A 24,360-nucleotide genomic window follows, 5' to 3' on the forward strand; every position below is an offset into this window, starting at 1 on the left:
GCCTCGCGGAGCACGAGGCCTCGGATAGGAAACCTCACGACGGGCGACCTGTCTGTCCCCATTTCGGACGACAGACGAACGGCACGCGTTCGGAGTACGTTCGAGGGTTTCGCGCTCCGTCGCGATGTCGGCGCGTCGGACTACGCTCGGAGCATGAGCAGAGCACTCCTCATCGTTGACGTGCAGAACGATTTCACCGAGAACGGCGCGCTGGCCGTGCAGGGCGGCGATGCCGTCGCGTCGGCCGTCTCGTCGTATCTCGACGCGCACGCCGCGGAGTATGACGTCATCATCGCGTCGCGCGACTGGCACGATGCCGAGGGTGACAACGGCGGCCACTTCGCATCGGCGCCCGACTACGTCGACTCCTGGCCGGTGCACTGCGTTGCCGGCACGCCGGGTGCCGAGTACGACCCGCTGCTGACCACGGATGCGGTGACCCACCACGTGCGCAAGGGCCAGGGGCGACCGGCGTACTCGATGTTCGAGGGCGTGACCGACGACGGCCGGACCGTGGGGGAGGTGCTGTCCGCCGCCGGGGTGCTGATCGCCGACGTCGTCGGCATCGCGACGGATCACTGCGTGCGGGCATCCGCTCTGGATGCCGTGGCTCACGGGGTGCGCGTGCGTGTGCTGACCGATCTCATCGCCGGGGTCGGTGCCGAGTCGAGCGAGGCGGCATTGGTCGAGCTCGCGCATGCGGGGGCCGAGCTGCTCGAGAGCACGTCGGCGTGAGCCGGAGCGTCCTGCTGCTGCGTGCCGTGAACGTGAGCGGTCGCAACCGTGTGCCGATGGCCGAGTTGCGCGACGCACTGACCGATGCGGGCGAGCTCCGCGAGGTGTCGACGTACATCGCGAGCGGCAACATCGTGTGTGCCACCCCGGACGACGTCGTCGGCGCGTGCGCGCACGTGCGCAGACTCATCCACGAGCGCTTCGACGTCGACACTCCGGTGATCCATCGCTCGCACGACGAGCTGACGGCAGCGCTGGCCGCACACCCGTTCGTCGATCCCGTGGAGAACCTGCTGCACGCGATGTTCCTCGAGGGCGACCCCCGAGACGGCGCGGTCGATCCGCTGCGCGAGAGGCTGGTTCCGGGGGAGGAGATCGCGCTCGTGGGGCGCGACCTGTGGATCCACTACGCAAAGGGGGGAGTGCACACCACCAAGCTCACCAAGGCGGTGCTGGACCGGGCGTTGGGCGTCGCGGGCACCGCCCGCAACCTCCGCACCGTGCAGAGGCTCGCCGACCTCACGGCCTAGGGGCAGCGGGGTCGCCGACGGTGCGCGACAGCGGTGCCGGCACTCTCGAGTCCGACGCGGTATCCGTTCGCTTCAGGTCGACGCGGCGTGTGGGGCAGGCCGTGCAGCGCACGTACAGCACCGTGCCCTCGCTGGTGCGGTGACGGGATTCCGTGATCCAGGCGTGCTCGTGGGCAGCCTCGAGCGAGCGAGGGAGGGGAAGCGGACGCGTGTGCAACGAGGTCATGCCCTCAGCGTGATGTAATGCCCTTATGCATCTCAACCCTTACGGGGAGTACGCCGTGCTCCTCGCCGCCTCGCTCGCGAACGACTGGCCGGCCGACCGTTCCGGCGTCGAGGCGCGAACGATCGAGCTCGGCATGACGATGACGTTTCCCCCGGCATCCGATGACCACGCCCGCGTACGCGACGTCATCGACGACTGGCTCGCCATCGTCGACACATCGGATGCGGACGCCCGCGCCGCACTGCTGAACGCGCAGCTGGAGCAGTCCGCCGCCTATCCGCGGCTCACCAATCACGACGGGGAGGGGTGGCACCTGCACTACCGCGACGACGTGCCCTCACTCCCGTTCGTGCTGCGCGCGATCATCAGCCTCGGCACCTCGCTGCACCTCGTGACCCGCGGGATGGAGCGTCTGGCGCGCTGCGAGGCCGCGCCGTGCACGCGTGTGGTCGTCGACGTCACCCGCAACGGGCGCCAGCGCTTCTGCTCCGTCAGATGCGCGAACCGCGCCGCGGTGCGTCGGCACCGGGCGCGGCTCGCGTGATCCGTCGGGCGGAGGTCAGGCCGTCTGGCCCTCGTGGCGCCCCTCGCCGATCTCCTCGACCACCTTCGCGTTGAATGCGGGAAGGTCGTCGGGAGTCCGGCTCGACACCAGGCCCTGGTCGACCACGACTTCCTCGTCGACCCACTCGGCACCGGCGTTGCGGAGGTCGGTCTTGAGGCTGGGGTAGCTGGTCAGGGTGCGTCCGTTCACGACGCCGGCTTCGACGAGGATCCAGGCGCCGTGGCAGATCACGCCGACGGGCTTGTGCTGCTCGAAGAACGCCTTCGCGAGCGCCACGGAGGCCTCGTCCATGCGGATGTGGTCGGCGTTGACGACGCCGCCCGGCAGCACCAGGGCGTCGAAGTCGTCGGCGGATGCGCTGCCGGAGGTCAGATCGACCGCCTGCGTGTGCCCGTTCTTGCCGGTGATCTCCCCGGACTCGGGGGCGACGAGTGTGGCGCTGGCGCCTTCACCCGTCACGGCTTCCCACGGGCTGGTGAGCTCGCTGTCCTCGAAGCCGTCGGTCGCCAGGAATGCCACTCGCTTGTTCGTGAGGGTCGCCATGATCGTTCCTTTCGTGGAGGTCGGTGGGATGTCCCGACTCTCCCGCGATCCGAGCGATGCGTGAAGGGGGTGGCGACCCGGCCGAGAGGCTGATAGACGCCGGATGCCATGCGGTGGGCCCCGTGGGGCTCGAACCCACGACCCGCGGATTAAAAGTCCGATGCTCTGCCAACTGAGCTAGAGGCCCGTGCTCCCAGTCTAGGGCGCACAGAAGAGGGCCGTTGACGACACAGCCATCGTCAACGGCCCTCCGCTCATCCTTCTCCCGGTCCTCCCCAGAGCGGGAGAAGGTCAGGGTGTGCCTTGCTCCTCAGCAGCACTCTCCCTGGCTTATTACTGTGCCGGCGGCATCAGCACCGTGTCGATGAGGTACACGGTGGCGTTGGCGGTCTGGACGCCACCGCAGATGACGTTGGCGTCGTTGACCATGAGCTCGTCGCCGCTGCCGGTGACCTCGAGGTCGGCGCCGTTCACCGTGGTGTGCGTGCCGACGATGTCGGACGGCTCGACCTGGCCGGGGACCACGTGGTACGTCAGGATCGAGCTGAGCGTGGCGCTGTCGGTCTTGAGCGACTCGATGGTGGCCGGGTCGATCTTGGCGAAGGCGTCGTCGACCGGGGCGAACACGGTGAACTCGTCTCCGTTGAGCGTGTCGACCAGGTTCACGTCGGGGTTGAGCTGACCGCTCACGGCTGCCACGAGCGTGGTGAGCAGCGGGTTGTTCGAGGCGGCGGTCGCCACCGGGTCCTGGGCCATGCCGGCGACCGATCCGTCACCGTCCGGCACCTGCTCGGCGTACGCCTCGCAACCGGGGCCGACGAGGTTCGCCGCCGGGTCCATCTCCATGTCGTCGCTGGACTGCGACGTCTCGGGGGCCGAGGACGGCTCCATCGACTCGTCGCTGCTGCCGGTGTCGCTGCCCATCGAACATGCGGACAGGGCGAATGCGCTCGCGATGGTGAGCGTCAGTGCTGCGGTGACCTTCTTCTTGGTGCTGAACATCTCATGCTCCTTCAAGCGTTTCCACCACGGCCTCTCCGTGGCGTTGACAGCTGTTCGGAAGCGCCCCGCGATCGGATGGGAAAAAGTTCGAACTTTCTTGAAATCCGCGTGATTTCGCGGCTCGTAGGGGCGGATAACGCCGTGTGTGCGGGCGTCGAGACCGCTCGCGGCGACACCGACCAGCATCCATAACGCTTCGATTGCGACCGGGGAACCCCCTCGCGCCTGCGCGCGCGAAGGACACCGATGCGGCATGCTGGAGAGGATGGTCATCGATGGGATGGATGTTCCCGAGGACGGTCCGGCGCGCGACGCCGTGGCCGACCTCCTCGTCGCCGTCGCCTCGGGAGATCAGGCGGCCTTCGCAGAGCTCTACGACACCATGTCGTCGCGGGTTCTCGGTCTCATCCTTCGGGTGCTGGTGAACCGCTCCCAGAGCGAGGAAGTGCTTCAGGAAGTATTCCTCGAGATCTGGCAATCCGCCTCGCGCTTCGCTCCGAACAAGGGGCAAGGACGAACATGGATCATGACGATGGCACACCGCAGGGCGGTCGATCGCGTACGATCCTCGCAGTCGAGCACGGATCGTGACGTGAAGGCCGGGCTGCGGGACATCGGCGTCGCGCACGACAGCGTCGCGGAGCAGGTCGAACTGAGCATCGAGGGGGAACGCGTCGCATCAGCGCTCGCGGGACTTCCCAAGGCCCAGCGCGAGGCCATCGTCCTCGCTTACTACGGTGGTTACAGTCAGAACGAGATTTCGGCGCTGCTGGGCGCGCCGCTGGGAACGATCAAGACACGGATGCGAGACGGGCTCACCCGTCTCCGAACGGCAATGGGGGTGACGGCATGAACGAGAAGGACTTCGCGGAACTCTCCGCAGGGGCAGCGCTGCACGCGCTCTCCTCGGACGACGAGATGCTCTTCCGGCGCGCCCTCGTCGAGCATCCCGAGTGGCACGACATCGTCGAGTCCGATGAGGCGACGGCGGCGCAGCTCGCCGCCCCGTTCACCGACGAGGCGCCTCGTCCCGACATCCGCGCGGCGCTCCTCGCGCAGATCGCGACCACGCCGCAGAACGTGCGGCTTCCTGAGACCGTCGACACGGATGCTGCGACTGGGGGCGACCCCGCGCCGTCCGAGTCGTCGACCACCGCGTCGGGCGGGGAGATCCGCCCGCCGCGCCGTTGGTCGCGGGCGGTGTTCGCGCTCGCCGCATGCCTGGCGCTGCTCGTCGGAGTCGGGGTCGGCGCCGTCGCGCTGAACGACGCGCTCAATCGCCCGGCCAGCGTCGTCGCTTTGGAGCAGATCCAGGGTGCCGCCGACGCGCAGGAGGCGAGCGTCACGCTCGATGACGGCACGACCGCGACGGCGCACTGGTCCGCCTCGGTGGGGTCGGCAGTGCTGGTCACCGACGGGCTCGCCGCCCCGGCCGACGGCCGCACCTACGAGCTGTGGTTCGTGCGGGGCGAGACCCCGATCCCCGCCGGCACCTTCGATGCCGACGGCACCACGTCGACCGCGGTGCTCGACGGAGAGATGCACGAGGGCGACGTCATCGCGGTGACGGTCGAGCAGGCCGGCGGATCGCCCGACGGCACGCCGACGACCGACCCCGTGATCGTCATCCCCACCGCCTGAGCGGCAGGGATCGCGCGTACCCTGGAGGGATGCCCGAGCAGCACCACCGTCCCGTCCGGCGTCCGTCCAGCGACTTCGACAACCTGGTCGGCGCGCACGACCCCGCCGAGGAGACCAGGATCGCGCACGCCACGGCATCCGCCCTCCTGGCGCGCGTTCGCGCTGACGAGAGCGGGGTGAGCGCCGAGCGACTCGTCGCCTTCACGGCCGAGCACGGGATCGACGAGATCGCGGAGCTGTGGGCGAAGGCCCCGGCGCGCACTCTTCCCGGGGCGCTGTGGCGCCTCTACCTGTTGCAGCTCGCCATCCACGCCGACCCGCAGACGGCCGCCCTGCTGTACGAGCGGGGGAGGGTGCAGCTCGCTTCGGCCGACGCGGCGATCGCCGGTGCGCCGGTGCCAGCGGGGCCCGACGAGATCGTGACCCTCATCGACACCATCCTGCGAGGGGCGTTCCGCGGCGACTTCGCCGTGGCCCTCGAGCGCGCGGCGTCGTTCTGCCGCGTGCAGGCCTCCGGCGCGACGCACACCGCCGACGACTACGAGCCGACCGAGCCGGAACGGGCGAGCGAACTCACCGCGCGGGCATCCCGCCTCAGCAGTTACGCGCAGGACCTCTCGGCATCCGGCGCGCTGTGGCGAGCCGGGACCCTGGCCTGAGCGCGGCCCGACGGCTGCGCGTGTGATCGAGCGGCGAGTCGCGGGCAGGCGGGCTGCCGCGGGCAAAGAAAAGACCGGGCCGCAAGAACGCCTCTCGGCGGAAGGCCGCTCGCAGCGGCGAAAATTGGAGCCCGGGGTTATGCGGCCCGGCCTGTACCAGTGTAACGCGATACGAGCGGAGGTATTCCCGGCCCTCTAGGCTCGGAGCATGGACCGCCGTTTCGCCCTCATCATCGATCCCGTCGACGCGTCGGAGAGCCGCACGGATTTCCGCGACACGTTCACGCGCGTCGACGCCGCCGCCCCTGCTCTGAGCGTGGGGGAGCTCAGCACCCAGCGCGGCGACGGCGTGTTCGAGTCGATCGGCGTCATCGACGGCCACGCGCAGGAGGTCGTGCCGCACCTCGAGCGGCTGGCGCACTCGGCGCGTCTGTGCGACCTCCCGGTGCCGAACGCCGAGCAGTGGCGGCAGGCGATCGAGGTCGCCGCGGCGGACTGCGGCGAAGGCGAGGCCGTAATCAAACTCATCCTCAGCCGCGGCGTCGAGCACGGGCCGACGCCGACCGCGTGGGTGACGGCGGCTCCCGCCGCCGACTTCCGCGCGGTGCGCCGCGACGGTGTGCGCGTGGTGACCCTCGACCGCGGGTACGACCTCGGCGCGGCGGAACGTGCGCCGTGGCTGCTGCTCGGCGCCAAGACGCTCTCGTACGCCGTGAACATGGCCGCGCTGCGCGAGGCCAAGCGCCGCGACGCCGACGACGCGATCTTCCTGTCGAGCGACGGTTTCGTGCTCGAAGCGCCGACGGCCTCCCTGGTGCTGCGGTTCGGCGACCGGTTCATCACACCGGCGCCGAACGGAGGCATCCTGCATGGGACCACCCAGCTCAGCGTCTACGAGCACCTCGCCGCGCAGGGGTTCGAGACGGGGTACGAGCGCATCCCGGCATCCGATCTGGTGCGGGCGGATGCCGCGTGGCTCGTGTCGAGCGTGCGCCTCGCGACGGCCATCACCGCGGTGGACGGCACCCCGCTCCCCGTCGACCGCGCCCTGACCGACGCGCTGAACGCCTACCTGCTCTCGCCCCGCACCTGACCCTCCTGCTCTGGGCTGCCCTCCTGGCGGAAACCCAGGCCGTCTTCGCCCATCACGGTGTGTCGAAGAGCGACACGCCGACCGTGACGCCCCTCGTCTCCGTTTTCACCGCGCGCGGGCCGGAGCGAGGGGTCAGGCGAGATGCGCTCCCCGGGCCATGGCGCCGGTGATCGCCGCCTCGACGAGTGGCCAGTCAGCGACGATCATGGCGTAGGTGAAGCGCAGGGTCGTATAGCCGGCGGATGCAGCGGATGCGTCGCGCCGCAGGTCTTTCGCCCTCTCGTGCTCACGCTCGTGGTTCTCGCGACCGTCGGCTTCGATGAGGAGGCGGTCTCCGATCACGAGGTCGACTTCCCCGACGCCCGCGATGTGCACCTGCGAGCGCACATCGATCCCGATGCGATGCAGCCGCAGACGAACGAGCGATTCCAGGCCGCTGTCGGAATCCGCCCGTGCGAACGCGATCAGCCACCTCATTCTCACCGGCAGATGTCGCTGCAGCCACCGCGCCCCGGCGGCGGAGAGGAGTGCACGCCGGGGAGCCGACTCGAGCGCCGCGAAGAACGCATCCTCCCCGCAGCATGCGGCCATCTGCAGAAGGATGTTGGCCACAGGCGGAGCCTGGCCGACGCGTACGCGGCCGGCATCCCAGTGCATGGTGCACGAGTCGCACCCGGGCCGGGGCGTTCCGGCCGACCCCATCCAGACGTGCGGCCGGTGCGGCCGCTGTAGAACCCAGAGGCCGATCCGCGCGGCGGCGTCCGCGCAGCCGATGGTTCCTCCGTGCTCTGCGGCGTGGAGGAGAAGCGGGTCGGTGTCGATGAGGGCGTACACGCCCTGACGGGGGCGGAGGATCTCTCCCTCTCGCACGGCTCGCGAGAGTTCCGCCGCCGTCACTCCACGGGAACGGAGCTCCGCGGTGCGCGCCATGCGCCCCAAGGAGGCGAGTGCTGCGGAGGCTCGGATGAACGACACCGCCCGATCATGCGCCGCCCGACCGCCGACATACCCCTGTTTCTCCAGGAAACAGCACACCCTCCCACCCGCTCACACCTGTGGAGGGAGTCTCAACTCACCGTGGCCCACACGAAAACCCAGACCACTCCTACCGAACGCGGAGTGTCGCGCTGCGACGCGCCGAGCAGAGGGCGGAGGGTCTGGGTTTTCGAAAGCGGAGAGGAGCGCGCCTCAGGTCACCCGAAGCGGCCGGAGACGTAGTCCTCGGTCGCCTGCACCGACGGGGTGGTGAAGATCGACGTCGTGTCGTCGTACTCGATCAGCTTGCCGGGCTTGCCGGTGCCGGCGATGTTGAAGAACGCCGTCTTGTCGGAGACGCGGGATGCCTGCTGCATGTTGTGCGTGACGATCACGATCGTGAACTCGTTCTTGAGCTCGCCGATCAGCTCTTCGATCGCGTAGGTCGAGATGGGGTCGAGGGCCGAGCAGGGCTCGTCCATCAGCAGCACCTCGGGCGACACCGCGATCGCGCGGGCGATGCACAGACGCTGCTGCTGTCCGCCCGACAGACCGGAGCCCGGACGGTCGAGGCGGTCCTTGACCTCGTTCCACAGGTTCGCGCCGGTGAGCGACTTCTCGACCAGGTCGTCCTGGTCGCTCTTCGACATGCGGCTGTTGTTGAGCTTCACGCCCGCGAGGACGTTCTCCTTGATCGACATGGTCGGGAAGGGGTTCGGACGCTGGAACACCATGCCGACCTGGCGGCGCACGAGCACCGGGTCGACGCCGGGGCCGTAGAGGTCGTTACCGTCGAGCAGCACCTCGCCCTCGACGCGGGCGCCGGGGATGACCTCGTGCATCCGGTTGAGGGTGCGCAGGAACGTGGACTTGCCGCAGCCCGACGGGCCGATGAAGGCGGTGACGCTGCGCGGCTGGATGTCGAGGGAGACGCCCTCGACGGCGAGGAAGTTGCCGTAGTAGACGTTGAGGTCGTTGACTTCGATGCTCTTGGACACGTGTGGATTCCTGTTCTGAGTGATCGGGCTCAGCGGCCGGTGACCTTGGGGGCGAACAGCTTCGCGATGAGACGCGCGAGCAGGTTCAGCACCATGACGATGAGGATGAGGGTCAGGGCGGCGGCCCACGCACGCGCCACCGACGCGTCGGGGTTGGTGCCCTGATTCATGTACTGGTTGTAGGCGAACACCGGCAGGGTCATCATCTGACCGTTGAAGATGTTCGTGTTGAGGCTCTGCGTGAACCCGGCCGTCAGCAGCAGGGGAGCGGTCTCGCCGATCACGCGGGAGATGGCGAGCATGACCGAGGTCGTGATTCCGGCGATGGAGGTCGGCAGCACCACCTTGAGGATGGTGAGCCACTTCGGCACACCCAGGGCGTACGAGGCCTCGCGCAGCTCGTTGGGGACGATGCGCAGCAGTTCCTCGCTTCCGCGCACGACGACCGGGGTCATCAGCACGGCGAGGGCCAAGGCGCCCATGAAGCCCATCGAGATGCCCGGCCGGAAGATCAGCGCGAACACCGCGTAGATGAACAGACCGGCGACGATCGACGGGATGCCGGTCATGACGTCGACGAAGAACGTGATCGCCTTCGCGATACGACCGCGGCCGTACTCGACCAGGTAGATCGAGGTCATGAGACCGATCGGCACCGAGATGATCGTCGCGGTGAGCGTGATGAGCAGGGTGCCCCAGATGGCGTGCACGATACCGCCGCCGTCGCCGATGATGTTGCGCATCGACGAGCTGAAGAACTCGGCGTCGAAGCGCTCGATGCCGTTCGCGACGACGGTCCAGAGCAGCGAGATGAGGGGCAGGAGGGCGATGAGGAACGCGGTCGCGACGAGAGCGGTCATCAGCCGATCGACGGCCTTGCGGCGGCTCTCGGCGATCGACGAGACGACCGTGATCAGCACCATGTAGAGCAGGATGCCGACGATCACGGTGCCGACGATGTTGAAGTCGGCGAGGCTCGATCCCATCGCGGCGACCGCGAAGATCGCGGCGCTCACGACGAACGATCCGGCCAGCAGCGCCCACGGCGCCCACTTCGGAAGTTTGCCGGCGGTGAGCGGGGCGGAGGTGCTCGACGTCGTCGACGCGGGCGGGGCGGTGAGGACGCTCATGTCAGTTCGCTCCCGAGAACTCGGCGCGGCGGGCGACGATCCAGCGCGCCAGCGCGTTGACCGCGAAGGTCACGATGAAGAGGATGAGGCCGGTCGCGATGAGCGTGTTGACGCCCGTGCCGTGCGCTTCGGGGAAGGCGAGGGCGATGTTCGCGGGGATCGGCGTGGGGTTCGTGGCGGTCAGCACGAGGAAGCTGACGACCGCCGAGGGGGAGAGCACCATCGTGACGGCCATGGTCTCGCCGAGGGCGCGGCCGAGGGCGAGCATCGCCGCTGAGACCATGCCGCCGCGGGCGAAGGGGAGCACGGCCATCCGCACCATCTCCCACCGCGTCGAACCGAGCGCGAGCGCGGCCTCTTCGTGCAGCTTCGGCGTCTGCAGGAAGACCTCGCGGCAGATGGCGGTCATGATCGGGATGCACATCACCGCGAGAACGAGGGCGGCGGTGAGGATGGTCTTGCCGGTCGACGATACCTGGCCGCCGAAGAAGGGCACCCAGGACGCGTTCTGGTTGAGCCAGGCGTAGATGGGCTGCAGGAGCGGGGCGAGCACGAGTCCGCCCCACAGGCCGAAGACGACCGACGGCACGGCGGCCAGGAGGTCGATCACGTAGCCGAGGAACGCGGCGAGCCGGCGGTGCGCGTAGTGCGAGATGAAGAGGGCGATGCCGATCGCGATGGGAGCCGCGATGAGGAGGGCCATGAACGACGCCCAGAGCGTGCCGAACACGAGCGGCCAGACGTACACCCAGAAGGACTCGCCTCGAAGGATGTGGTTGTCGGTCGTGTCGAGCTGGAAGGCCGGGATGCTCTGGATGATGAGGAACGCGGCGACGAGCGCGAGGACGATGAGGATGATGATGCCCGCGCCGAGCGCGGTGCCGGAGAAGACGCGATCGCCGAGACGCTGCTTGGCCTTGATCGGGGCGGGCGGCGCTGCGGGCGCCTGCGCGGTCGTGCTCATGGTCTCCCTGTCTCGGGCGGTTCGGGGTGGGGGCTGACCCGGCGGAGCCCCCGCGTCCGGAATGGACGCGGGGGCACCGCCATCAGTCGTTCGATTGGATCAGCCGACCTGGATCATGTCGATCGCGGCCATGACCTGCTCGCGCAGGCCGTCCGAGATCGGGGCGCTGCCGGCGTTGTCGGCAGCGGCGTTCTGGCCCTCTTCGCTCGCGATGTACGTGAAGTACTCCTTCACGAGCTCCGCGACGTTGCTGTCCTCGTACTGCTCGCAGCCGATGAGGTAGCTGACGAGGGCGATCGGGTACGCGCCGTCGGCGGCGGCAGCCGGGTCGACGTCGAAGACGAGGTCGCCCTCGCCGCGGCCCTCGACGAGCTCCGAGCCCTCGACGAGCTTGGCGGCGGCCTCGGCGGAGTACGGGACGAACTCCTCGCCGACACCCACCGAGACCTGGCCGAGGCCGTCGGCCTGCGAGGCGTCGAGGAAGCCGATCGCGCCGTTACCGGCGGTGATCGCCTGCTTCACGCCCGAGGTGCCCTGTGCGGCCTCGCCGCCCTGGATCGGCCACTCGTCCGAGACCTCGTAGGTCCAGACGTCGGGAGCGGTCGCGCTGAGGTACTTGGCGAACGTCTCCTGCGTGCCGGAGGGGTCGGAGCGGTGGACCGGCGAGATCGCCAGGTCGGGCAGCTCGACGCCGTCGTTCAGCGCAGCGATCTCGGGGGCGTTCCAGTTGGTGATGGTGCCCGCGAAGATGCCCGCGATGGTCTTGGCGTCGAGGTTGAGCTCGTCGACGCCCTCGAGGTTGAAGGCCACGGCGACGGGCGAGATGTAGAGGGGGACCTCGACGATGTCGTCGGTGGCGCAGGCGCCGAAGCCGCCCGCGGCGACCTCCTCGTCCTTGAACGCGCGGTCGGAGCCGATGAAGTTGCTGCCGCCCTCGAGGAAGTTCTCGCGGCCCGTGCCCGAACCCGTGGGCTCGTAGTTGACGGTCACGTCGGGGTTGGCGGTCTGGAACGCCGCGACCCATGCCTCCTGGGCAGCGGTCTGCGACGACGCGCCGGTCGCGTCGATGGTGCCGGAGAGCGTCGACTCGGGAGCGTCGGACGAGCCGCCGGTGCTGCCGCCCTCGTTCGTGGCGCAGCCGGCCAGGGTGAGAGCGGCGACGGCGCCGATGGCGCCGATGCGAGCGATTCGGGAGATCTTCACTGTGGATCCTTCGATCGTGGTTGGGGTAGAGGCCCGGTGCAGGGCACACAGTGACGCTAGGTGCGGCGGTTAACGAGACTCTCCCGGTCGGGTGAACGGAAGGTGAACGGGCGTCGACTCTCTGGGGGCGACGCCCGGGATTCCGCGGCGCGATCGATCACCCCGGTTGCGGTCGACGCCCGGGACAGGGGGCGGATGCCCGTCAGACCTTCGGGACGTGCGTCTCGATCGCGATGATGCCCGAGCCGGGATGGGAGGCCGAGAGATGGACGACCGAGAAGGCGCCGGGTTCGAGATCGGCGGCGCTCGAGACGTACGACCCGTGCACGGTGCCGGTCGCGAGCGCGATCTCGGAGAGCAGTCCGGGGAGCACAGGGCCGTGGCTGCAGAGCACGGCGGGCTTCCCCGACCGCACGCGACGGCCGACCACGGATCGGAGGTCGGCTGTGCCGTCCTCCCAGGCATCCTGGCTGATCAGCTCGGTGCGCACCGCTTTGCGGCCCAGGGCCTTCGCCAACGGGCGCACCGTCTCGACGCATCGCACCGCGTCGCTCGTGACGACCCGGCGCACACCGAAAGCGCGCAGCGGACCGACGATCGACTTCGCCTGCTTGCGCCCGCGCGGCGCGAGCGGCCGCGCCGCATCCGGCCCGTCCCACTCCGAGCGATGCACCGCCTTGCCGTGCCGCAGGGCGATGAGGGGGAAGGTGTGCAGCACGCCGTCGTCGACGAGCCGCGCGAAGAAGTCGATGATCTCGAGATCGACGGGGTAGCTGAGCAGCTCGCGCGCCTTCTTGACGCTCGCCCACTCGAGCGCGGCGATCTCGCGATTGGGCACGAAGGTCGATGCGCGGATCGCGTCGTCGGTGGCCTCGGCCGCCCAGTAGTGCACCACCTTCTGCTTGCGCGACGCGAGGTTGTAGCGGCTGACGCCGACCGGCACGCCGAGAGAGACGCGGATGCCGGTCTCCTCGTGCACCTCGCGCACGGCTGTCTCGGCGAGCATCTCGCCGGGATCGACCTTGCCCTTGGGGAGCGTGATGTCACGGTACTTCGTGCGGTGGATGAGCAGGATCCGCAACTTGCCCTCGACGATGCGCCAGACGACGGCACCCGCCGCGTAGACCGCCTTGTCGGTCCACTTCGACGTCTCGGCGAAGGTCTGCCCGATCGTCATCGAACCGCCCGCGCCCGACGCCGTCGCTGCACCTGGCCCATGGTTCTGTCCTGCAGGTCGACGAGCGGCTTGCCCTCGGCATCCGACGCGTGCCGCTCCCACAGTCCGTTGGGGCCGAGGTGCCACGAGCTGGTGCCCGGGTCCATCGCGAGGTCGAAGAACGACTGCAGCTCCTTCAGGTGCGCGGGATCGGTGACCCGCACGAGCGCCTCGACCCGGCGGTCGAGGTTGCGGTGCATCATGTCGGCGCTGCCGATGTACACCTGCGGGTCGCCGTCGTTCTCGAACGCGAAGATGCGCGAGTGTTCGAGATAGCGGCCCAGGATGCTGCGCACCGTGATGTTGTCGCTGATGCCGTCGAGGTCGGTGCGCAGACTGCAGATGCCCCGCACCCACACGTCGACCTGCACGCCGGCCTGGCTCGCGCGGTAGAGCGCGTCGATGACCTCCTCGTCGACCATCGAGTTCACCTTGATGCGGATGTGGGCGGGCTTGCCCGCCGCCGCATTGGCGCGTTCGTTGTCGATCTGCCGCACGAGGCCCTTGCGCAGGTGCAGCGGGGCCACCAGCAGCCGCTTGAACTTCTTCTCGATCGCGTAGCCGCTGAGCTCGTTGAAGAGTCGCGTGAGGTCCTTGCCGACCTGGGCGTCGGCGGTGAACAGGCCGAAGTCCTCGTAGATGCGGCTGGTCTTGGGGTTGTAGTTTCCCGTGCCGACGTGCGAGTAGTGCTGCAGCTTGCCGGCCTCCTCGCGGATGACGAGCGCGAGCTTGCAGTGGGTCTTGAGCCCCACGAGGCCGTAGACGACGTGCACGCCCGCCTTCTCGAGCTTGCGCGCCCAGACGATGTTGTTCGCCTCGTCGAACCGCGCCTTCACCTCGACCAGTGCGAGCACCTGCTTGCCCGCCTCGGCGGCGTCGATGAGCGCCTGCACCACGGGGCTGTCGCCCGAGGTGCGGTACAGGGTCTGCTTGATGGCCAGGACGTGCGGATCGCGGGCGGCCTGCTCCAGGAACGCCTGCACGCTCGTGGTGAACGACTCGTACGGGTGGTGCACGAGCACGTCGGCCTTGCGGATCGCCTGGAAGATGTCGGAACGGGTGTTGCTGTCGCCGGGCTGGAAGGCCACGGCCGTCGTGGGCACGTGCGGCGGGTAGCGCAGGTCGGGGCGGTCGACGCGCGACAGACCGAACAGGCCGCGCAGATCGAGCGGCCCGGGGAGGCGGTAGACCTCCTGGTCGGTGATGTCGAGCTCCTTCACGAGCAGCTCGAGCGTCAGATCGTCCATGTCGTCGGTGATCTCGAGCCGGATCGGCGGGCCGAACCGGCGGCGCAGCAACTCGGCCTCGAGCGCCTGGATGAGGTTCTCGCTCTCGTCCTCCTCGATCTCGACGTCCTCGTTGCGGGTGAGTCGGAACGCATGGTGGTCGAGCACCTCCATGCCGGGGAAGAGATCGTCGAGGTGGTTCGCGATGAGCTCTTCCAGGCGCAGGTAGCGGGTGATCTCTCCGCCGCCGGGCACCTCGACGAAGCGCGGGAGCATGGGCGGCACCTTGAGGCGCGCGAACTCCTGGCGGCCGGTGCGGGCGTTGCGGATGCGGATGGCGAGGTTGAGAGAGAGTCCGGAGATGTAGGGGAACGGATGCGCGGGGTCGACGGCGAGGGGCATCAGCACGGGGAACACCTGCGCCTGGAAGTACTCGTACAGCGCCGACCGCTCGGCGTCGGTGAGCTCGTCCCAGTCGGTGATCTCGATACCGGCGTCGGCGAGGGCCGGCCGCACGAGCGAGGTCCAGGCGTCGGCGTGCCGCAGCTGCAGGGCGTGCGCCTCGCGGGAGATGTCGGCGAGGGCGTCGACGGGGGAGCGGCCGATGTTCGTCGGCACGGCGAGACCCGTGGTGATGCGTCGCTTGAGTCCGGCCACGCGCACCATGAAGAACTCGTCGAGGTTGCTGGCGAAGATCGCCAGGAAGTTGGCCCGCTCGAGCTCGGGCAGCGACGGATCCTCGGCGAGCTCGAGCACGCGCTGGTTGAATGCGAGCCAGCTCAGCTCGCGATCGAGGTACCGGTGGTCGGGCAGGAGGGCATCCGGCGCCTCGATCGCGTCGAAGTCGTCGTCCTCGGCATCGCCGAGACCCGCGTCGGCCAGAGTGGGATCCATCATGGGGTACATCTAAGCACCGCGAGGTGTCGGGCGCGTGAACGCGCGTCGGTTCAGTGCGAGCCGACGAGCGCGTCGTCGTCGTAGACGTTGAACCGGTATCCCACGTTGCGGACGGTGCCGATGATCTGGTCGGCGTCGCCGAGCTTGGCCCGCAGCCGTCGCACGTGCACGTCGACCGTGCGGGTGCCGCCGAAGTAGTCGTAGCCCCACACCTCGCTGAGCAGCTGCTCGCGGGTGAACACGCGGGAGGGATGCGTGGCGAGGAAGTGCAGGAGCTGGAACTCCTTGTACGTGAGGTCGAGGGGCTTGCCGTGCAGCTTCGCCGAGTACGACTGCTCGTCGATCGTGATGCCCGAGGCCTGCACGCGGGTGGGCTCGTCGCTCTCGCGGCGGGCGACAGCGAGGCGCAGGCGCGCGTCGGTCTCTGCGGGGCCGGCGGTCGCGAGCAGCACGTCGTCGATGCCCCAGTCGCCCGAGACGGCGCTCATGCCGCCCTCGGTGACGACGAGCAGCAGCGGAGCCTCCTGCCCGGTCGCGCGCAGCAGGCGGCAGAGCGACTTGGCCCCGGCCAGATCGGTGCGGCCGTCGACCACGACGATGTCGTAGTCGGGCGCGTTCACCAGGCGCGCGGGCTCGGCGGGGATCTGGCGCACCGAGTGGCTCAACAGCTCCAGGGCGGGCAGGACGGCTTCATCGACCGGAGAATTCGTCAGGACCAGAACCTGGGGCACGCGCACTCCTCACCGGCGCGGATCAACGCCGTGCGGCCATGATACCGGGGCGGATGAGACACAATGGACTCATGACGCAGCCCGCCCTCGTCCCGCGCAACGCCTTCACCGGTGTCGTCGTCGTGTGGGCGGTGTCGTTCCTCGCCGCGGTCGCGGTCGGCATCTTCGTCGCCGAGGAGTGGCGCATGCCGTGGATGCTCGTGGCCTTCGGCGGCGTGATCGTGCTGTCGTTCGCCGTCCAGCTCTGGTACGGGCTCACCGAGGGGTTCATCCTGCGAGTGGGCGGGAGCATCCTCGGGTCGATGCTGCTCATGGGCGTGATCTCGTTCGGCTTCGGCGTCGCTGCCCTGATCCCGACCTGACCGGCCCGGCCAGCGCGACCGGCCCCGCCCCGAGGTAGTCTGGGGGTATGGATCTCCTCGCGCTCGAAATCTTCTACATCGGCCTGCTGGGTCTCGCGAGCCTCGCGATCGTCTTCGTGTCGGTCGTCGTCCTGCGAAACCTGTTCCGCGGCCAGCGCTGAGCGTCGTGCTCGAGCTGCCCACCGACCTCCCCGCCGACCTCGCGCCGCTGGCGTGGCTGATCGGCGTGTGGGAGGGCACCGGGGTGATCGACTACCCGGTCGGCGATGACCGGATCCAGGGCGAGTTCCGGCACCGCGTCAGCTTCAGTCACGACGGCGGACCCTTCCTGAACTACTCCGGCACGGCCACCTTCCTCACCGAAGACGGCGCTCCGGCGGCGGCGCTCCTCGCCGAGACGGGCTTCTGGCGTCTCGCCCGCCCCGCGACGGCCGCCGACCCCGGCCCGGCCCTGCTGCCCCCGACCACCGGCGCCGCTGCCCGAACGGTCGACGACGTCGAGGCGCTGCGCGCGCCGAGCGGCGGATTCCCGATCGAGGTCTCCGTGGCGCACGCCGACGGGGCCCTCGAGCTGTACCTCGGCGAGATCAACGGGCCGCGCATCGACCTCGGCTCCGACGCGATCGTCCGCGCGGCGGGGGCGAAGGTCCACACCGCCTCCTCGCGCATGTACGGACTCGTCGACGGCCACCTGCTGTGGGCGTGGGACATCGCCGCGCTCGGCACGCCGCTGCGGTCGCATGCATCGGCCCGACTGGCGAAGGTCTGACGGACATGGGCTTCTCCGACCTCGACGGCGCCGTGACCGACGGCGCCGTCGTCCTGCACTTCGGCGACGCGTTCCGCGAGCAGCGGCGCCTCGCGGCGGGCAGCGCGCTCGCGCCGCTCGGCGACCGGACGGTCGTCGAGGTGTCCGGTCCCGACCGCCTGACCTGGCTCGACTCCATCACGTCTCAGGCCGTCTCGCGGCTCGTGCCGGGCGAGAGCACCGAACTGCTCGTGCTCGACCCGCAGGGCCGTGTGGAGCATGCTGCCGCGGTCCTCGACGACGGATCGACCGCGTGGCTCCTCGCGGATGCCGCCGACGCCGAGGCGCTCGCCGCCTGGCTGACGCGCATGCGCTTCCGCGCGCAGGTCACGATCGCCGTGCGCTCCGACCTGTCGCTCGTGGGCTTCGTCGACGGCGGCACCGCGGCGGACCGGGCCACGGCATCCGCTCTCCGCGTCGACGACCGGCCGCTGGTGTGGGCCGATCCGTGGCAGCGCGTAGGCGCGGGCGGGCACCAGTACGCCGAGGTGGCGTCGCATCCGGGAGCCGACTACGCCTGGCGCGTGGCGATCCTCGATGCCGCCGGCGCCGACGCGCTCGCCGCCGAGCTCGATCGGGATGCGCTCGCGGGGGTGCTCGCAGCCGAGGCGCTGCGCATCGCCGCGTGGCGTCCGCGCTGGGCGACCGAGGTCGACGAGCGCTCCCTGCCTCACGAGTCCGACTGGATCCGCAGCGCTGTGCACCTGAACAAGGGGTGCTACCGCGGGCAGGAGACCGTCGCGAAGGTGCACAACCTCGGGCACCCGCCGCGCCGCCTCGCGGCGCTGCAGCTCGACGGCAGCGATGCCGTGCTGCCCGAGCCCGGAGCATCCGTCTTCGCCGGCGACGACGAGGTCGGGCACGTGACGTCCGTCGCGCGCCACTTCGAGGACGGGCCGATCGCGCTCGCCATCCTCGCTCGCCGTGCTCCCGTCGGCGACCTGACGGTGCAGACCGGCGACGGGCCGGTCGCGGCCTCGCAGCAGGTCATCGTCCCGGCGGATGCCGGTGCCACCGCCGACGTGCCGCGGCTCACCCGTCTGTCGCGGCGCCCGTCCGCCCCGGACCCGCGCCACGCGCAGGGCTGAGACTCCACCGGATCGACGACGCCGCCCGTCCCCGCGGGTGGCCGTCAGGACAGCGGCGCGACGGCGCTCCACGGCAGGGTGAGTTCGCCCAGGCGCCAGCGGTGTCGGCCGCCGAGCACGGGCCAGCCGCTCGCCTGCAGGGCCGTCACGGCGGCGAGGAAGCGCTGCGTGGGCCCGAAGGTCGACAGGGGGGCCGCCCTGTCCCACTCCCGGTCGAGGTCGACGAGCAACGCGTGGATGCGCTCGCCGGTGACGTTGCGGTGGATGAGTGCCTTGGGTAGACGCTCGGCGACGACGCTCGGATGCTCCAGATCCGCCAGGCGTAGCGAGAGAGTGAAGCGCAGCGGCCGTGCCGCGGCGTCGACGTCCACCCAGCTCGCGACGCGACCGATCTCGTCGCAGGTCCCCTCGATGAGCAGGCCCGCGGGTGCCAGTCGTGACGACATCCGCGTCCAGGCATCGGCGACATCGTGCTCGTCGTACTGACGCAGTACATTCATGGCACGAATGACCGCGGCGCGCCGACCGTCGGGGAGAGGCACCTCGAACCCGCCGCGGGCGAACGACACCGGCAGGTCGGGCGGGAACGGGGTGCGACCCGCGCGCACCTCCGCCAGCTGAGCCTCGGCCGTGGCCACGCGCGCCGGATCGATCTCGAGTCCTCGCACCTCGACGTCGGGGCGCGTGCGCACCAGCCGGGCGGCCAGCTCGAACGCCGTCACGCCGCTCGCGCCGTACCCGAGGTCGACCACGAGCGGATCGGATGCCCGCCGCAGGGCGGTGCTCGCGGCGATCCACCGGTCGTTGCGCCGGAGCCGGTTCGTCCCGGTCGTGCCGCGGGTCGGCCGGCCGAGAGGGGAGGACGCCATGCCTCCATCCTCCCAGGAGCTGCGGCGGCGGCCGGACGGTCGGCGATAAACTGACCGCATGACTGCGAAGCGCACCCTCATCCTGCTCCGCCACGGCCGGAGCGAGTGGAACGAACTGAACCTCTTCACCGGCTGGGTGGACGTCCGCCTCAACGCGCAGGGCGAGAAGGAGGCGCGTCGCGGCGGCGAGCTGCTGGCCGAGTCCGGCATCCTCCCGGACGTGCTGCACACGTCGCTGCTCAGCCGCGCGATCCAGACCGCGAACATCGCGCTCGACGCCGCCGACCGGCTGTGGATCCCGGTGACCCGCTCGTGGCGTCTTAACGAGCGCCATTACGGGGCCCTGCAGGGCAAGGACAAAGCGCAGACGCTCGAGGAGTTCGGCCCCGAGCAGTTCCAGCTCTGGCGCCGCTCGTTCGACGTTCCGCCGCCCGTGCTCGACGACGACAGCGAGTTCAGCCAGGTGCACGACGCGCGCTACGCGGGCATCGACGGCGAGGTGCCGCGCACCGAGTCGCTCAAGCTCGTGATCGACCGCCTGCTGCCCTACTGGGAGAGCGCGATCGTGCCCGACCTCGAAGCCGGCAAGACGGTGCTCGTGACGGCGCACGGCAACTCGCTGCGCGGTCTGGTGAAGCACCTCGAGGGCATCAGCGACGCCGACATCGCCGAGCTCAACATCCCGACGGGCATCCCGCTGGTGTACGAACTCGACGAGAACAACGTTCCAACGGGCCCGGGTCGCTACCTCGACCCCGAAGCCGCTGCCGCCGGTGCCGCCGCGGTCGCCGCTCAGGGCAAGAAGTAACCCGCCCCTCCACGAAGAGAGCCCCGGACGCCAGGCGTCCGGGGCTCTCTTCGTGAGCGGGGGAGGTCAGGCGTGACCGAGCTCCTGCTGCTCGACCGCGAGGGGGATGTCGTCCTCCTGCACGGCCCAGTCGCCGGTCGCCAGGTAGACGACCTTCTTCGCGACGGCCACGGCGTGGTCGGCGAAGCGCTCGTGGTACCGGCTGGCGAGCGTGGCGTCGACCGTCGCCGTCGCCTCGCCCTTCCAGTTGTCGCTGAGCACCTTCTCGAAGACGCTCGCATGCAGCTCGTCGACGTCGTCGTCCGCATTGCGGATCGCGTCCGCGAGGCGCAGGTCCTGCGAGCGCAGCAGCTCGGCGAGGGTGCGGGAGATCTCGACGTCCAGCTCGCCCATCTTGACGAACGTTCCCTTGAGGCCGCGCGGGATGGCGCGCTCGGGGAAGCGCAGGCGCGCGAGCTGGGCGATGTGCTCGGACATGTCGCCCATCCGCTCGAGCGACGCGCTCACGCGGAGGGTGCTGACGACGATGCGCAGGTCGCGGGCGACCGGCTGCTGGCGGGCGAGGATCTCGATCGCCTGCTCGTCGAGGGCGACCGCCAGCTCGTCGATCTTGGCGTCGTCGGCGATGACCTCCTCGGCCAGGGCGACGTCGCTCGTCGCGAACGCGCGGGTCGCCTTGTCGATCGAGATGGTGACGAGGTCGGCGATCTCCACGAGACGGGACTGCAGGTCCTCGAGGGACTGATGGAAGACTTCGCGCATGGTGGGGCGCAACCTTTCAGTGTGGATCCCGCTGGTGTCAGCGAGGGGTGCGGACGTCCGCGCGGACGAGCGCGAGGACGCTCCCGCTCGGGCCCGAGGCGATTGTGTTCGTCGAAGGTTAACGAACGGTGCCCAGTGAGTGAATAGTACTTCTCCGGATGCCCGGGAGGCCCGGAAACCCGCAGGAGGCCGGGTGAACGCACTCTACGCTGGAGACATGACCGAGACGCAGATCGCCTTGATCGCCCTGGCCGTCGGCCTCGCGATCGGCATCGGCCTCTCCCTCCTCATCGCCTGGGCGTACCGGGCTCGCGCCCGCGTCGCGGAGGAGACGTCCAACGCCGTTCCCGATGGCATCTCCGACGTGCTCGAGAGCATGGACGACGCCGCCTGCGTGGTCGACGCCTCCGGTCTCGTGCTCGCGTCGTCGCAGGCGGCGACGCGCTTCGGGATCGACGTCGGGTCGGCGCTGGAGAATCCCGAGCTGCGGCTGCTCGTGCGCCGCGTGCGGGCCTCGGGCGGCACGGCCACCGAATCGCTGCGGATCACGCGGGGCGGCCTCAGCCTCGACCCCCGCCTGGTGGCCGCACGCGCGAGCGTGCTGGGGCCCCGGCTCACGCTGCTCATCATCCGCGACGTGACGGAGCAGGAGCGTCTCGACCAGATGCGCCGCGACTTCGTCGCGAACACCAGCCACGAGCTGAAGACGCCCGTCGGTGCGGTGACCCTTCTGGCGGAGGCGATCGAGTCGGCCGCGGACGACCCCGCGCAGGTGCGCATCTTCGCCTCGCGCATCTCGGCCGAGGCCGGGCGTCTGGCGCAGCTGACCGGTCGCATCATGAGCCTGTCGCGGCTGCAGGCCGACGACGGCCTCGGCGATGCGGTGCCCGTCGCGATCGACGAGGTCATCGCGAAGTCGATTGAGGCGCACGTCGTGCAGGCCGACTCCGCCGGCGTCGAGATCACGCGCGGCGGCGACCGGGGGTTGTGGGTGCGCGGCGACGCGCAGATCCTCGTGGAAGCCGTCGGCAACCTCATCGTGAACGCGATCGTCTACTCGCCGCGGGGATCGCGCGTGGGCGTCGGAGTGCGCGCGGAGGACGGGGTCATCGAGATCGCCGTCTCCGACCAGGGCATCGGCATCGCCGAGGCCGACCGCGAGCGCATCTTCGAGCGCTTCTACCGCGCCGACGAGGCCCGCTCGCGGCGCACCGGTGGGACCGGCCTGGGGTTGTCGATCGTCAAGCACGCCACGCAGCGCCACGGCGGCGAGGTGCGGCTGTGGTCGCGCCCGGGACGCGGTTCGACGTTCACGATGCGACTCCCGGCGATCGATGCGCCGCCGGTGGCGGACCCCGCCGCCAAGGTCAAGAAGAAGCGCGACCGCAAGCCTCCCAAGACGGGGGCCGTGCGCGTACGGAAAGGTGACAGAGCATGACCCGCATCCTTCTCGTCGAGGACGAGCCCGATCTCGCCGACCCGCTCGCCTACCTGTTGCGGCGCGAGGGCTACGAGGTCGAGATCGCGGAGGACGGACCGACCGCGCTGAGCGCGTTCCGCGAGCGGGGAGCGGACATCGTGCTTCTCGACCTCATGCTGCCGGGGATGCCCGGCACGGAGGTGTGCCGCCAGATCCGGTCGTCGTCTGCGGTGCCGATCATCATGCTCACGGCCAAGGACTCCGAGGTCGACATCGTCGTGGGTCTCGAACTGGGCGCGGACGACTACGTGACGAAGCCCTACTCGTCGCGCGAGCTGCTCGCCCGCATGCGGGCCGTGCTGCGCCGCGTCGTGCAGGCCGACAGCGAGCTCGACGAGCGGGTGCTCGACGGCGGTCGCGTATCGCTCGACATCGACCGCCACACGGTGACGGTGGCCGGTTCGCTCATCAACATGCCGCTGAAGGAGTTCGAGCTGCTCGAGGTGCTCATGCGCAACGCGGGCCGCGTGCTCACGCGGGGGCAGCTCATCGACCGGGTGTGGGGGAGCGACTACTTCGGCGACACGAAGACGCTCGACGTGCACATCAAGCGCATCCGTTCGCGTATCGAGGTGAACCCGAGCGAGCCGGTCATGCTGGTGACGGTGCGCGGGCTCGGCTACCGCTTCGAGGGCTGACTGAGCGACATCTCGACCGTGTACGGCGAAGGCCGGCCCCCCTCGGGAGCCGGCCTTCGCCGTATACGGTCGGACCGAGGGTCAGTCTTCTTCGGGGACGAGGTCCTTGTAGTACGAGAGCGAGCCGTCGAGCACCGGCACGGCCGTCGTGACGCCCGTGGCGTCGCCCGACTGGAAGTGGATGTCGATCGTCGACCCGGGCATGGCGTCGAGGTCGACGATGCGCAGCGGCTCGGCGTCGGCGCCGAGGCTGACACGGCCGTTCGCCGGCACGGTCACCGTGAGCGGCTCGAGGTCCTGGAACGAGATGGTCAGGGTGGCGCGCTCGGACGTGGGGTTCACGATCGCGGCGACGAGGTTGCCGACCGAGCCGTCCTCGGTGGCGACGATGAACACGTTGCGCACGTCGAGCGGACCGTCGGAGTCGGAGACGTTCACGCCGTCGGAGGCCGAGTACTCGATGGTCGTGGCCTGCGGCGAGATGAACGTGCAGCCCGTGGCGCCGAGAAGGACGAGGGCGCTGAGGGCGGCAGACGCAACAAGGCGCGATTTCACGGGTCCTCCTGGGGGTCCGACGGGGATGTCCGTGTCCCATTCTATGGGTACGGGCGACCGGCATCGGGACCAGGGGTGGCGAACCTTAGCGCATATCCCCTGTGGTATCCTTGAGGTTGCCGAAAGGACTTGTTTTTATGCTTTTTGAGGTTGGCGAGACCGTCGTCTATCCGCACCATGGCGCTGCGACCATCATCGAGGTCAAGGAGCGCATCATCAAGGGTGAGGCGAAGAAGTACCTGAAGCTCAACGTGACCCAGGGCGACCTGGTCATCGAGGTGCCCGCTGAGAACGTCGACCTCGTCGGCGTGCGCGATGTGATCGGCAAGGAAGGCCTCGACCACGTGTTCGAGGTGCTGCGCGCGCCGTTCACCGAGGAGCCGACCAACTGGTCGCGTCGCTACAAGGCGAACCTCGAGAAGCTCGCGTCGGGCGACGTCATCAAGGTGAGCGAGGTCGTGCGCGACCTGTGGCGCCGCGACCAGGACCGCGGCCTGTCGGCCGGCGAGAAGCGGATGCTGGCGAAGGCGCGCCAGATCCTCATCTCCGAACTGGCCCTCGCCGAGAAGATCGACGAGGACAAGGCGGGCGCCCTGCTCGACGAGGTCCTCGCCTCCTGAGCCGAGACTCCCGAAGGGGCGGATGCTGCGGCATCC

27 protein-coding genes, 1 tRNA gene and 1 pseudogene are annotated in these 24,360 nt (G+C 69.7%); 14 read left to right on the forward strand and 15 right to left on the reverse strand.

Annotated features, from left to right (window positions below; translation table 11 throughout):
- The first annotated feature begins 153 nt into the window (after positions 1–153).
- From AC3A3J_RS06510 to AC3A3J_RS06520, 3 genes are all read left to right on the forward strand, one after another.
- Positions 154–735 (forward strand): isochorismatase family protein, encoded by a 582-nt coding sequence (locus AC3A3J_RS06510; protein WP_487671503.1) that lies wholly within the window; start codon positions 154–156, stop codon positions 733–735.
- A complete protein-coding gene (locus AC3A3J_RS06515; RefSeq protein WP_487671504.1) occupies positions 732–1,265 on the forward strand; it encodes a DUF1697 domain-containing protein in 534 nt (177 codons plus the stop codon). The genes AC3A3J_RS06510 and AC3A3J_RS06515 overlap by 4 nt, the downstream gene beginning before the upstream one ends.
- 251 nt (positions 1,266–1,516) lie before the next feature.
- A complete protein-coding gene (locus AC3A3J_RS06520) occupies positions 1,517–2,035 on the forward strand; it encodes a CGNR zinc finger domain-containing protein (protein WP_487671505.1) in 519 nt (172 codons plus the stop codon).
- 15 nt (positions 2,036–2,050) lie between these two features.
- On the opposite strand, the gene AC3A3J_RS06525 is transcribed toward AC3A3J_RS06520, so the two are convergent.
- The 3 genes from AC3A3J_RS06525 to AC3A3J_RS06535 all read right to left on the reverse strand — a co-directional run bounded on the left by AC3A3J_RS06525 (position 2,051) and on the right by AC3A3J_RS06535 (position 3,601).
- Entirely contained in the window at positions 2,051–2,599 is a 549-nt protein-coding gene (locus AC3A3J_RS06525) for a type 1 glutamine amidotransferase domain-containing protein (protein WP_487671506.1), read from the reverse strand.
- Between the two features lie 114 nt (positions 2,600–2,713).
- Positions 2,714–2,786 (reverse strand) — tRNA-Lys (locus tag AC3A3J_RS06530).
- Between the two features lie 146 nt (positions 2,787–2,932).
- Positions 2,933–3,601, reverse strand: a complete 669-nt coding sequence (locus AC3A3J_RS06535; protein WP_487671507.1) for a fasciclin domain-containing protein — start codon at positions 3,599–3,601, stop codon at positions 2,933–2,935.
- Positions 3,602–3,854: 253 nt separating this feature from the next.
- On the opposite strand from AC3A3J_RS06535, the gene sigK reads away from it, so the two are divergent.
- The 4 genes from sigK (at position 3,855) to AC3A3J_RS06555 (ending at position 6,994) form a co-directional block, all read left to right on the forward strand.
- A complete protein-coding gene (gene sigK / locus AC3A3J_RS06540; protein WP_487671508.1) occupies positions 3,855–4,454 on the forward strand; it encodes an ECF RNA polymerase sigma factor SigK in 600 nt (199 codons plus the stop codon).
- Positions 4,451–5,242: an anti-sigma factor gene (locus AC3A3J_RS06545; protein WP_487671509.1), complete on the forward strand. Its 792-nt coding sequence runs from the start codon at positions 4,451–4,453 to the stop codon at positions 5,240–5,242. The genes sigK and AC3A3J_RS06545 overlap by 4 nt, the downstream gene beginning before the upstream one ends.
- Before the next feature lie 29 nt (positions 5,243–5,271).
- Positions 5,272–5,901: a DNA-directed RNA polymerase subunit beta gene (locus AC3A3J_RS06550; RefSeq protein ID WP_314651292.1), complete on the forward strand. Its 630-nt coding sequence runs from the start codon at positions 5,272–5,274 to the stop codon at positions 5,899–5,901.
- Between the two features lie 208 nt (positions 5,902–6,109).
- On the forward strand, positions 6,110–6,994 hold the full coding sequence (locus AC3A3J_RS06555) for an aminodeoxychorismate lyase (protein WP_487671510.1): 885 nt from the start codon (positions 6,110–6,112) through the stop codon (positions 6,992–6,994).
- A 132-nt stretch (positions 6,995–7,126) separates the two neighbouring features.
- Here AC3A3J_RS06555 and AC3A3J_RS06560 read toward each other — a convergent pair whose 3' ends face one another.
- From AC3A3J_RS06560 to AC3A3J_RS06600, 9 genes and pseudogenes are all read right to left on the reverse strand, one after another.
- Positions 7,127–7,606, reverse strand: coding sequence for an endonuclease domain-containing protein (locus tag AC3A3J_RS06560; protein ID WP_487671772.1), 480 nt, complete (start codon positions 7,604–7,606; stop codon positions 7,127–7,129).
- Positions 7,607–7,828: 222 nt separating this feature from the next.
- Positions 7,829–8,029, reverse strand: a pseudogene (locus AC3A3J_RS06565) (type IV toxin-antitoxin system AbiEi family antitoxin domain-containing protein); the annotation flags it as partial.
- A gap of 158 nt (positions 8,030–8,187) precedes the next feature.
- The gene (gene pstB / locus AC3A3J_RS06570; RefSeq protein ID WP_314651284.1) at positions 8,188–8,967 is read right to left on the reverse strand and encodes a phosphate ABC transporter ATP-binding protein PstB; all 780 of its coding nucleotides are present in this window, start codon (positions 8,965–8,967) and stop codon (positions 8,188–8,190) included.
- A gap of 29 nt (positions 8,968–8,996) precedes the next feature.
- Positions 8,997–10,097, reverse strand: coding sequence for a phosphate ABC transporter permease PstA (gene pstA, locus AC3A3J_RS06575; RefSeq protein WP_487671511.1), 1,101 nt, complete (start codon positions 10,095–10,097; stop codon positions 8,997–8,999).
- Position 10,098: 1 nt separating this feature from the next.
- Complete coding sequence (gene pstC / locus AC3A3J_RS06580; RefSeq protein ID WP_487671512.1) at positions 10,099–11,061, reverse strand: phosphate ABC transporter permease subunit PstC; 963 nt, start codon at positions 11,059–11,061, stop codon at positions 10,099–10,101.
- A gap of 99 nt (positions 11,062–11,160) precedes the next feature.
- Positions 11,161–12,264 carry a phosphate ABC transporter substrate-binding protein PstS gene (locus tag AC3A3J_RS06585; protein ID WP_487671513.1) on the reverse strand — a complete coding sequence of 368 codons (1,104 nt, stop codon included), beginning with the start codon at positions 12,262–12,264 and terminating at the stop codon, positions 11,161–11,163.
- A gap of 202 nt (positions 12,265–12,466) precedes the next feature.
- A complete protein-coding gene (locus tag AC3A3J_RS06590; RefSeq protein WP_487671514.1) occupies positions 12,467–13,441 on the reverse strand; it encodes an NUDIX hydrolase in 975 nt (324 codons plus the stop codon).
- Complete coding sequence (locus tag AC3A3J_RS06595) at positions 13,438–15,603, reverse strand: RNA degradosome polyphosphate kinase (protein WP_487671515.1); 2,166 nt, start codon at positions 15,601–15,603, stop codon at positions 13,438–13,440. The genes AC3A3J_RS06590 and AC3A3J_RS06595 overlap by 4 nt, the downstream gene beginning before the upstream one ends.
- 50 nt (positions 15,604–15,653) lie before the next feature.
- Positions 15,654–16,334 carry a winged helix-turn-helix transcriptional regulator gene (locus AC3A3J_RS06600; RefSeq protein ID WP_314651268.1) on the reverse strand — a complete coding sequence of 227 codons (681 nt, stop codon included), beginning with the start codon at positions 16,332–16,334 and terminating at the stop codon, positions 15,654–15,656.
- Between the two features lie 71 nt (positions 16,335–16,405).
- Between AC3A3J_RS06600 and AC3A3J_RS06605 the strand changes: the two genes are divergently transcribed.
- The 3 genes from AC3A3J_RS06605 to ygfZ all read left to right on the forward strand — a co-directional run bounded on the left by AC3A3J_RS06605 (position 16,406) and on the right by ygfZ (position 18,592).
- A complete protein-coding gene (locus tag AC3A3J_RS06605; protein WP_314651266.1) occupies positions 16,406–16,696 on the forward strand; it encodes a hypothetical protein in 291 nt (96 codons plus the stop codon).
- A 166-nt stretch (positions 16,697–16,862) separates the two neighbouring features.
- Positions 16,863–17,465, forward strand: coding sequence for a heme-binding beta-barrel domain-containing protein (locus AC3A3J_RS06610; protein ID WP_487671516.1), 603 nt, complete (start codon positions 16,863–16,865; stop codon positions 17,463–17,465).
- 5 nt (positions 17,466–17,470) lie between these two features.
- On the forward strand, positions 17,471–18,592 hold the full coding sequence (gene ygfZ, locus AC3A3J_RS06615; protein ID WP_487671517.1) for a CAF17-like 4Fe-4S cluster assembly/insertion protein YgfZ: 1,122 nt from the start codon (positions 17,471–17,473) through the stop codon (positions 18,590–18,592).
- 44 nt (positions 18,593–18,636) lie between these two features.
- Here ygfZ and AC3A3J_RS06620 read toward each other — a convergent pair whose 3' ends face one another.
- Positions 18,637–19,461 (reverse strand): class I SAM-dependent methyltransferase, encoded by an 825-nt coding sequence (locus AC3A3J_RS06620; protein WP_487671518.1) that lies wholly within the window; start codon positions 19,459–19,461, stop codon positions 18,637–18,639.
- Between the two features lie 58 nt (positions 19,462–19,519).
- On the opposite strand from AC3A3J_RS06620, the gene AC3A3J_RS06625 reads away from it, so the two are divergent.
- On the forward strand, positions 19,520–20,269 hold the full coding sequence (locus tag AC3A3J_RS06625) for a phosphoglyceromutase (RefSeq protein ID WP_487671519.1): 750 nt from the start codon (positions 19,520–19,522) through the stop codon (positions 20,267–20,269).
- A gap of 66 nt (positions 20,270–20,335) precedes the next feature.
- On the opposite strand, the gene phoU is transcribed toward AC3A3J_RS06625, so the two are convergent.
- On the reverse strand, positions 20,336–21,031 hold the full coding sequence (gene phoU / locus AC3A3J_RS06630; RefSeq protein ID WP_487671520.1) for a phosphate signaling complex protein PhoU: 696 nt from the start codon (positions 21,029–21,031) through the stop codon (positions 20,336–20,338).
- A 217-nt stretch (positions 21,032–21,248) separates the two neighbouring features.
- Between phoU and AC3A3J_RS06635 the strand changes: the two genes are divergently transcribed.
- Positions 21,249–22,469 carry a sensor histidine kinase gene (locus AC3A3J_RS06635; protein WP_487671521.1) on the forward strand — a complete coding sequence of 407 codons (1,221 nt, stop codon included), beginning with the start codon at positions 21,249–21,251 and terminating at the stop codon, positions 22,467–22,469.
- Positions 22,466–23,149: a response regulator gene (locus AC3A3J_RS06640; protein WP_487671522.1), complete on the forward strand. Its 684-nt coding sequence runs from the start codon at positions 22,466–22,468 to the stop codon at positions 23,147–23,149. The genes AC3A3J_RS06635 and AC3A3J_RS06640 overlap by 4 nt, the downstream gene beginning before the upstream one ends.
- 81 nt (positions 23,150–23,230) lie before the next feature.
- On the opposite strand, the gene AC3A3J_RS06645 is transcribed toward AC3A3J_RS06640, so the two are convergent.
- Positions 23,231–23,704: a DNA modification methylase gene (locus AC3A3J_RS06645; RefSeq protein ID WP_314651248.1), complete on the reverse strand. Its 474-nt coding sequence runs from the start codon at positions 23,702–23,704 to the stop codon at positions 23,231–23,233.
- 137 nt (positions 23,705–23,841) lie between these two features.
- Between AC3A3J_RS06645 and AC3A3J_RS06650 the strand changes: the two genes are divergently transcribed.
- A complete protein-coding gene (locus AC3A3J_RS06650; protein ID WP_487671523.1) occupies positions 23,842–24,324 on the forward strand; it encodes a CarD family transcriptional regulator in 483 nt (160 codons plus the stop codon).
- The last annotated feature ends 36 nt before the right edge of the window (positions 24,325–24,360 follow it).

The sequence above is a fragment of the Microbacterium sp. Soil_N32 genome (assembly GCF_057655505.1).

Coding starts and splice junctions, on each gene's coding strand:
- AC3A3J_RS06510 (WP_487671503.1), top strand. CDS start 154: ATGAGCAGAGCACTCCTCATCGTTGACGTGCAGAACGATTTCACCGAG.
- AC3A3J_RS06520 (WP_487671505.1), top strand. CDS start 1,517: ATGCATCTCAACCCTTACGGGGAGTACGCCGTGCTCCTCGCCGCCTCG.
- AC3A3J_RS06525 (WP_487671506.1), bottom strand. CDS start 2,599: ATGGCGACCCTCACGAACAAGCGAGTGGCATTCCTGGCGACCGACGGC.
- AC3A3J_RS06535 (WP_487671507.1), bottom strand. CDS start 3,601: ATGTTCAGCACCAAGAAGAAGGTCACCGCAGCACTGACGCTCACCATC.
- sigK (WP_487671508.1), top strand. CDS start 3,855: ATGCTGGAGAGGATGGTCATCGATGGGATGGATGTTCCCGAGGACGGT.
- AC3A3J_RS06545 (WP_487671509.1), top strand. CDS start 4,451: ATGAACGAGAAGGACTTCGCGGAACTCTCCGCAGGGGCAGCGCTGCAC.
- AC3A3J_RS06550 (WP_314651292.1), top strand. CDS start 5,272: ATGCCCGAGCAGCACCACCGTCCCGTCCGGCGTCCGTCCAGCGACTTC.
- AC3A3J_RS06555 (WP_487671510.1), top strand. CDS start 6,110: ATGGACCGCCGTTTCGCCCTCATCATCGATCCCGTCGACGCGTCGGAG.
- pstA (WP_487671511.1), bottom strand. CDS start 10,097: ATGAGCGTCCTCACCGCCCCGCCCGCGTCGACGACGTCGAGCACCTCC.
- pstC (WP_487671512.1), bottom strand. CDS start 11,061: ATGAGCACGACCGCGCAGGCGCCCGCAGCGCCGCCCGCCCCGATCAAG.
- AC3A3J_RS06590 (WP_487671514.1), bottom strand. CDS start 13,441: ATGACGATCGGGCAGACCTTCGCCGAGACGTCGAAGTGGACCGACAAG.
- AC3A3J_RS06595 (WP_487671515.1), bottom strand. CDS start 15,603: ATGATGGATCCCACTCTGGCCGACGCGGGTCTCGGCGATGCCGAGGAC.
- AC3A3J_RS06605 (WP_314651266.1), top strand. CDS start 16,406: ATGACGCAGCCCGCCCTCGTCCCGCGCAACGCCTTCACCGGTGTCGTC.
- ygfZ (WP_487671517.1), top strand. CDS start 17,471: ATGGGCTTCTCCGACCTCGACGGCGCCGTGACCGACGGCGCCGTCGTC.
- AC3A3J_RS06620 (WP_487671518.1), bottom strand. CDS start 19,461: ATGGCGTCCTCCCCTCTCGGCCGGCCGACCCGCGGCACGACCGGGACG.
- AC3A3J_RS06625 (WP_487671519.1), top strand. CDS start 19,520: ATGACTGCGAAGCGCACCCTCATCCTGCTCCGCCACGGCCGGAGCGAG.
- phoU (WP_487671520.1), bottom strand. CDS start 21,031: ATGCGCGAAGTCTTCCATCAGTCCCTCGAGGACCTGCAGTCCCGTCTC.
- AC3A3J_RS06635 (WP_487671521.1), top strand. CDS start 21,249: ATGACCGAGACGCAGATCGCCTTGATCGCCCTGGCCGTCGGCCTCGCG.
- AC3A3J_RS06640 (WP_487671522.1), top strand. CDS start 22,466: ATGACCCGCATCCTTCTCGTCGAGGACGAGCCCGATCTCGCCGACCCG.
- AC3A3J_RS06650 (WP_487671523.1), top strand. CDS start 23,842: ATGCTTTTTGAGGTTGGCGAGACCGTCGTCTATCCGCACCATGGCGCT.